We start from the raw sequence: 6,752 nt of genomic DNA on the forward strand, positions 1-6,752 counted from the left end.
ACCAACCGCCGACGGCCCTTCACCCGGCCGACCGACTGGTCACCCGGCGGCCTTTCACCCGGCCGGCCGGCGGCTCACCCGACCGCCCGCCGCCCCCAACTGGTCCCCACCAGGACCAGTGCCCCGCCCACCATCCCCGGCAAGCCCAGCCGTTCACCGCCGAGCGCGATGCCGACCGCCGCCGCCCACAGCGGTTCCGTGCCGAGCAGCAGGCTGACCCGCGAGGGCGAGGTCCTGCGTACGGCCCACATCTGCACGAAGAAGGCGAAGAGCGTGCAGCAGACGGAGAGGAAGAGCAGCCCCGCCCACTCCCGCGCCCCGAACCCCCCGGCGACGGACCAGGGCGATTCACCCGTACCGCCCGCCGCGAGCAGCGCGAACACCAGCACCGCCGAGCCGAGTTGGACCGTGGTGAGGGAGAGCGCGTCGGCGCCCCGCACGGCCTTCATGCGGGACATGGCCAGGACGTGCACGGTACGGGCCAGGGCGGCCAGGAGGATCAGCAGGTCGCCGGGCGAGGGCCGGGTGAACCCGGCGCCCTGGGTGAGCAGGACCACGCCGAGCACGGAGAGCCCGGCCGCGGCGAGGAAGGCGCGCGGCGGGCGGGTCCGTTCCAGCGCGGCCTCGGCGAGGGGCGTGAAGATCATGGTGAGGCTGATGATGAGGCCCGCGTTGGTCGCCGAGGTGTGGACGACCCCGTACGTCTCCAGGAGGAAGATCCCGCCGAGGATCAGCCCGAGGACCGCGGCGCCGCGCCACTGCGTGCCGGTCAGCGCGCGCAGCTGACGCAGGCCCGCCACGGCGAGCGCGGGCAGCACCACCGCGAAGCGCAGCACGAGCACGGCGACGACGGTGTGGGCGGTGGTGATGCCCTTGGCCGCGAGGTAGCTGGCGCCCCAGACCGCGGCCACGAGCAGGACGGGCAGGTCGGTGAGCCAGGCGCGGCGCGGGGCGAGCGCGGCGGGGGCGGTGAGCGACGACACGGGTGCGGTCTCCAACGGGCTGGGCGGTGCGGAGGTGTGGAGACGTCGGCGGCTCTCACCCGGAGCGCACACGGTAACCGGCCCTGCCGGACCGCCGACAGGGATTACGCGTCCGATTGCCGCCAGCGACCACCCGCCCCGAAGACTTTCATTGAACCCGCAAGCACTTACTGATGATGCGAAAGGTTCCGACATGTCTTCTCTCACCGGCAGGACGGCTCTGGTCACCGGCGGCAGCCGCGGCATGGGCGCGGCGATCGCCCTGCGGCTCGCCCAGGAGGGCGCGGACGTGGCCCTCACCTACGTCCACGGCGAGGCGGCCGCGAACGAGGTGGTCACGAAGATCCAGGCCATGGGACAGCGCGCCTTCGCCATCAAGGCGGACGCGGCGGATGCCGGGGACGCGGCGGGCGCGGTGGACCGCGCCGCCGACGACCTGGGCGGCCTGGACATCCTGGTGAACAACGCGGGCATCGGCGTCCTCGGCCCCGTCGGCGACCTGACCCTCGCCGACATCGACCGGGTCCTCGCCGTGAACGTACGAGGGGTCTTCCTGGCCTCGCAGACGGCGGCCGCCCGGCTCCGTGACGGCGGCCGGATCATCACCATCGGCAGCTGCATGGCCCAGCGCGTCCCCGGCCCCGGCGGCACGCTCTACGCGACCAGCAAGGCCGCGCTCATCGGCCTCAACAAGGCGCTGGCCCGGGAGCTCGGCAACCGCGGGATCACGGCGAACCTCGTCCAGCCCGGCCCGATCGACACGGACATGAACCCGGCGGACGGCCCCTTCGCCGACGCGCAGAGCGCCATGACGGCCCTCGCCCGCTTCGGCTCCGCCACGGAGGTGGCGTCCCTGGTCGGCTACCTCGCCGGCGACGACGCCGCATACATCACCGGCACCGAACTGTCGGTGGACGGCGGGCACGCCGCCTGAGGACTGAGCGGACCTCGCGGTGGCGAGCGTCGGAAACCGGTGACGGAGTTACCGGTCTTCCGTCCACGTCGCCGTGAGGTCGGCGCATCGCACCACGATCGTGGCGTCCGTGAGTTCGGTGCGGTGCACGACGCCTCCCTCGTGGGGCAGGGCCTCGTCCAGCAAGACCGTGATGGCCCCCATCCAGTCGATCGAGTCTTCGTAGTCGACCGAGAAGTGCGTGACGCCGGTGTACTCGATGCGCAGTCCGACGGCGTGCTTCCACTGGTTGGGGCGGTAGGTGACCGACGCCGCGCCGGTCCCGCCCATGGTCGTCGTGGGCAGGACGATGTCGGCGAGCTCCAGGTCCTTGACGCACCGCTCACTCGCGTAGTCGTAGTGCCCCGCATCGGACACAAAGGCCCTGGCTCCCTCGGGAAGCGCGTCCCGAAACTCGGGAAGGGCCGCCAAGTAGGGGCGCGCGTCGGTTCGGAACCCGCGGAGCTCCGTGTCCCAGTCGACCTTCACGAACTTCATCCGCAGGATCCCTTCAGGCGCCGTGGAGGCCGGCCTCACGACCGTTCCGGTCGTAGACGTGTACCTCGAAGTCCACGGAATGTCCGGCAGCGTCCGGACATGGGTGTGGGGCGCGCCGGGGCTGTCCACCCGGCGCGCCCCACGTTCGGTGGGGGCGGGTCAGCCGCCCAGCTCCTGGTGGCGGGCCGCCAGCTTGGCCGCGCCGTCCTCGGTCAGGGAACCGAACAGACGCAGGCGGGAGATGCCGCCGTCCGGGAAGATGTCGACGCGGACGTGCGTGCCGACGACCGGGGCGGACAGGACGAAGCGGTGGTTGGTGTCGGGCTGCAGGCGGGTGCGGGGCAGGGCCTCGACCCACTCCCCCGACTCGCCGTCACGTACCGAAAGGGCGGCCCAGCCGGCCGAGTTGCCCTTGAGGTAGGCCGTGTCGATCTCCACCGAGCGGATCTCGGACTGCTGCACCAGCTGGTAGCGGATCCAGTCGTTGCCGGTGTCGCGGCGGCGGCGGGTCTCCCAGCCGTCGTCCATCTTGCGGGAGCGGCCCGGCTGGATGGTGTTGGTGGCCGGGGAGTAGAAGCGGTCGGACGCGTCCTCGACCTGGCCGCCGTTCTCCAGGGCGACGACGTCGAACGTGCCGAGCGCGGCGAGCCACTTGGGGTCGGCGACGACCTCGCCGTACACCCGGAGGCGGGCGATGCCGCCGTCGGGGTGCTGGTTGACGCGCAGGTGCGTGAAGCGCTGCTCGACGTCGACGGCGAAGCCGTTGGCGGCGTGGCCGCCGACCGGCGTGCGCGGGACGATGGTCGTCCACTTCACGTCGTCGCCGGAGAGCTCCTCGGGCGTCGGCGAACCGTCGACGCTGGTGCCCTCCACGGAGACGGCCTGCGGGTAGTTGCCGCGGAAGTGGGCGGTGTCGATGACGATGCCGCGGATGACGCCGGGCGCGCCGAGCCGGACGAGCGCCCAGTCGTGGTCGTCCGCGGTGGGCCACGGGTGCTCGGCCGAGACGCCGCGCCGACGGCGGGTCTCCCAGCCGTCCATGACCTTGCCCTTGTGCCCGAAGTGCTCCGGGTCGAAGACCGCGTCGTGCGGGAGGAGCAGGTTCTCGCGCATGGCGAAGAACTCGTCGTTGGCGGCGATCACACCGGCGCCGAGCTGCCGGTCGGCGAGGTTGGCGTACTGGGTGAAGGGGAAGTCGGCCGTGCGGTAGTCGGCAAAGGGCTCGCCGCCGCCGTAGGGGCTCGCGTCGCCGGTGAAGGAAGGTATCGCCGTCACTGTTTCAGTTGTTCCTTTCCAGAAGGCGGCCTGCGGGTTCACTGAACTCGCCGCCGTGCAGGATGCGTTCGCCGCGCAGCCAGGTGGACTTCACGACGCCGCTGAGGGTCTTGCCCGCGTACGCCGTGACCCGGTTCCGGTGCTGCAGCTCCGCGGGGTCCACGGTGAAGGTCTCGTCGGGCGCGAGGACCGCGAAGTCGGCGTCGCGGCCGGCCTCGATGGCGCCCTTCTGGTCGAGTCCGACCAGTTGCGCGGTGCGCGTGGACATCCAGCGCACCACGTCGTCCAGGGAGTGACCGCGCTTCCTGGCCTCGGTCCAGACGGCGGGCAGGCTCAGCTGGAGGCCGGAGATGCCGCCCCAGGCCGTCGCGAAGTCGTCGGTCTTCAGGTCCGCGGTGGACGGGGAGTGGTCCGTCACGACGCAGTCGATGGTGCCGTCGGCCAGCGCCTCCCACAGCAGGTCCTGGTTGCCGGCCTCACGGATGGGCGGGCAGCACTTGAACTCGCTGGCGCCGTCCGGGACTTCCTCGGCGGTCAGGGTGAGGTAGTGCGGGCAGGTCTCGACGGTCAGCTCGACGCCCGCGCGCTTGGCGGCGGCGACGAGCGGCAGCGCGTCGGAGGACGACAGGTGGAGTACGTGGATCCGCGCGCCGATCCGCTTGGCGACGGCGATGAGGCCTTCGATGGCCGTGTCCTCGGAGATGCGGGGCCGCGTCTGCAGGTAGTCCGCGTACTTGGGGCCGCTCTTGTGCGGGGCGGCGTCCAGCTCGTGCGGGTCCTCCGCGTGCACGATCAGGAGCCCGCCGAACCCGGCGATCTCCGCCATGGACGCGGTGAGCTGGTCCTGGTTCAGCTCGGGGAACTCGTCGACGCCCGAGGGCGAGAGGAAGCACTTGAAGCCGTAGACGCCCGCGTCGTGCAGCGGCTTGAGGTCCTGCACGTTGTCGGGGAGCGCGCCGCCCCAGAAGCCGACGTCGATGTGCGCCTTGGCGCGGGCGACGTCCTGCTTGGTGCGCAGGTTGTCGACCGTCGTCGTGGGCGGCAGGGAGTTGAGCGGCATGTCGACGAGGGTGGTGATGCCGCCGGCGGCCGCGGCGCGGGTGGCGGTCCAGAAGCCCTCCCACTCCGTGCGGCCCGGGTCGTTCACATGGACGTGGGTGTCGACCAGGCCGGGCAGCAGGACGTCGTCGCCGAAGTCCTCGAGGCGTGCGCCGTCCGGCACTTCGGCGTCGTACGCCTGGACGGCCACGATCTTCCCGCCGGACACGGCGACCGCGGCGGCCCGGGTGCCCTCCGGGGTGATGACGCGGGTCGAGCGGAGCACCAGTTCCACTTCCGCGCCCGCCGTCGCGTCCACGTCCACGTCCTTTTCGGACACCCGCGTCCCCTCTCTTCTGTTCCGCTACACAGACCTTTTGCTTCCGCTTAACGGAATTCAACGTTCTGTTGAAGGAGTTTTCACGCTCGCCCTCACGACGTCAAGGGTGGGCTTGCGCACCCCGCCGCACCGGGCGTCGAATCCGCCCCGGACTGGACGTTTCCACAACGTGGAATTAGAATTCCGCCTGCCAGAACGTAGCTACGCACAACGAGAGCGTCAAGGGATCGCGGGACAACCCCGCGAAGACAGGGACAAAGGCCCCCTGACCGGCAACGACGACATGACGAGCAAGAGCCCTCGTGAAGAACCGACCGGTAGGCTGCTTCCTTGCCCGCCAGCACCGAAAGGAACGCGCCGTGCCGACGTCAAGCGCCAGCGACGCCCCTGCTGCAACCGCCGCCTCCAAGACCCCCGCCGCGAGCGGTGGCGTCCAGTCCCTCGAGCGCGCCTTCGATCTGCTCGAGCGGATGGCGGACGCGGGGGGCGAGGTCGGCCTCAGCGAACTCTCCGCCAGCAGCGGCCTCCCGCTGCCCACGATCCACCGCCTCATGCGCACGCTGGTCGCCTGCGGGTACGTGCGCCAGCAGGCCAACCGCCGCTACTCCCTCGGCCCCCGCCTGATCCGCCTCGGCGAATCCGCGTCCCGCCTGCTCGGCACGTGGGCCCGGCCCTACCTCGCCCGCCTCGTCGAGGAGACCGGCGAGACCGCGAACATGGCGCTCCTCGACGGCGACGAGATCGTGTACGTCGCACAGGTGCCGTCCAAGCACTCCATGCGGATGTTCACCGAGGTCGGCCGGCGGGTCCTGCCGCACTCCACGGGCGTCGGCAAGGCGCTGCTCGCGCACACGTCGCCGGACGAGGTCCGGGCGCTGCTCGCCCGCACCGGGATGCCGGCCGCCACGGAGAAGACGATCACCACGCCCGAAGGCTTCCTCGACGCCCTCGAAGACGTGCGCCGCACGGGGTACGCGGTGGACGACAACGAGCAGGAGATCGGCGTCCGGTGCCTGGCCGTGCCGGTGCCCGACTCGCCCACGGCCGCGGCGATCTCCATCTCCGGCCCCGCGGGCCGGGTGACGGAGGCGGCCACGGACAAGATCGTGCCGGTGCTGCAGCAGGTGGCGGTGGAGCTTTCGGCGGCGCTCGCCAGCGCGGGGCCCGGCTCCTGAGCCCTGCGCAGTGCAGTGCGACCCCGCCGTGATCGCGGCGGGGTCTTTTCCTGCCCGGAAGGCGATCACCCGCCCACCGCCCACCGCCCCGCTAATGGTTCGCCAGCGCGAAATCCTCCGTCGTCATCCGCCGCAGGGTGCGCCGCATGCCCCTCGGCGCCGGAGGCGCGGGCACGGTGAGGACCGCGCAGGAGGCATGGGTGTGGACGTAGCGGTGGGTGCGGGTCGTGTGGTGCTTGCCGGGGCGCGTGCCGAGGACCAGGAGGTCGTCGGGGTGCGTCGCGAGCTCGCACAGGACGCGGCCGGGACGCCCCCTGATCACCCGGCGCTCGGCGACGACACCGGGCGGCGGGCCGCCGAAGACCTCCTCGAAGGCGCGGTCGAGGCGGCCCCGCGCCTGCGTCCACCAGTGCCGCGCCCACTGCGGATCCGGGTGGCGCAGATACAGCCCCTCCCCCTCCGGCGGCTCCCAGGCGAGCACCGCCACCAGC

7 protein-coding genes are annotated in these 6,752 nt (G+C 71.9%); 2 read left to right on the forward strand and 5 right to left on the reverse strand.

Features of this window, described 5'->3' with window-relative positions; translation table 11 throughout:
* Window positions 1-74: 74 nt before the first annotated feature.
* Window positions 75-983 carry a DMT family transporter gene (locus AOK03_RS35240; RefSeq protein ID WP_055569465.1) on the reverse strand — a complete coding sequence of 303 codons (909 nt, stop codon included), beginning with the start codon at window positions 981-983 and terminating at the stop codon, window positions 75-77.
* 193 nt (window positions 984-1,176) lie between these two features.
* Between AOK03_RS35240 and AOK03_RS35245 the strand changes: the two genes are divergently transcribed.
* Window positions 1,177-1,917 carry an SDR family oxidoreductase gene (locus tag AOK03_RS35245; RefSeq protein ID WP_055569466.1) on the forward strand — a complete coding sequence of 247 codons (741 nt, stop codon included), beginning with the start codon at window positions 1,177-1,179 and terminating at the stop codon, window positions 1,915-1,917.
* A gap of 48 nt (window positions 1,918-1,965) precedes the next feature.
* Here AOK03_RS35245 and AOK03_RS35250 read toward each other — a convergent pair whose 3' ends face one another.
* From AOK03_RS35250 to allB, 3 genes are all read right to left on the reverse strand, one after another.
* Complete coding sequence (locus AOK03_RS35250) at window positions 1,966-2,433, reverse strand: hypothetical protein (RefSeq protein ID WP_055569467.1); 468 nt, start codon at window positions 2,431-2,433, stop codon at window positions 1,966-1,968.
* A gap of 159 nt (window positions 2,434-2,592) precedes the next feature.
* The gene (gene alc / locus AOK03_RS35255; RefSeq protein WP_055569468.1) at window positions 2,593-3,708 is read right to left on the reverse strand and encodes an allantoicase; all 1,116 of its coding nucleotides are present in this window, start codon (window positions 3,706-3,708) and stop codon (window positions 2,593-2,595) included.
* A gap of 4 nt (window positions 3,709-3,712) precedes the next feature.
* Window positions 3,713-5,086, reverse strand: a complete 1,374-nt coding sequence (allB, locus tag AOK03_RS35260) for an allantoinase AllB (protein ID WP_244177870.1) — start codon at window positions 5,084-5,086, stop codon at window positions 3,713-3,715.
* Window positions 5,087-5,445: 359 nt separating this feature from the next.
* On the opposite strand from allB, the gene AOK03_RS35265 reads away from it, so the two are divergent.
* A complete protein-coding gene (locus AOK03_RS35265) occupies window positions 5,446-6,261 on the forward strand; it encodes an IclR family transcriptional regulator (protein WP_055569469.1) in 816 nt (271 codons plus the stop codon).
* Between the two features lie 91 nt (window positions 6,262-6,352).
* Here the strand turns inward: AOK03_RS35265 and AOK03_RS35270 are convergent.
* Window positions 6,353-6,752: universal stress protein (locus AOK03_RS35270; RefSeq protein ID WP_157869164.1), on the reverse strand; the 400-nt coding region annotated here is incomplete at its 5' end.

The organism is Streptomyces atriruber (assembly GCF_001418325.1).
GTDB lineage: Bacteria > Actinomycetota > Actinomycetes > Streptomycetales > Streptomycetaceae > Streptomyces > Streptomyces atriruber.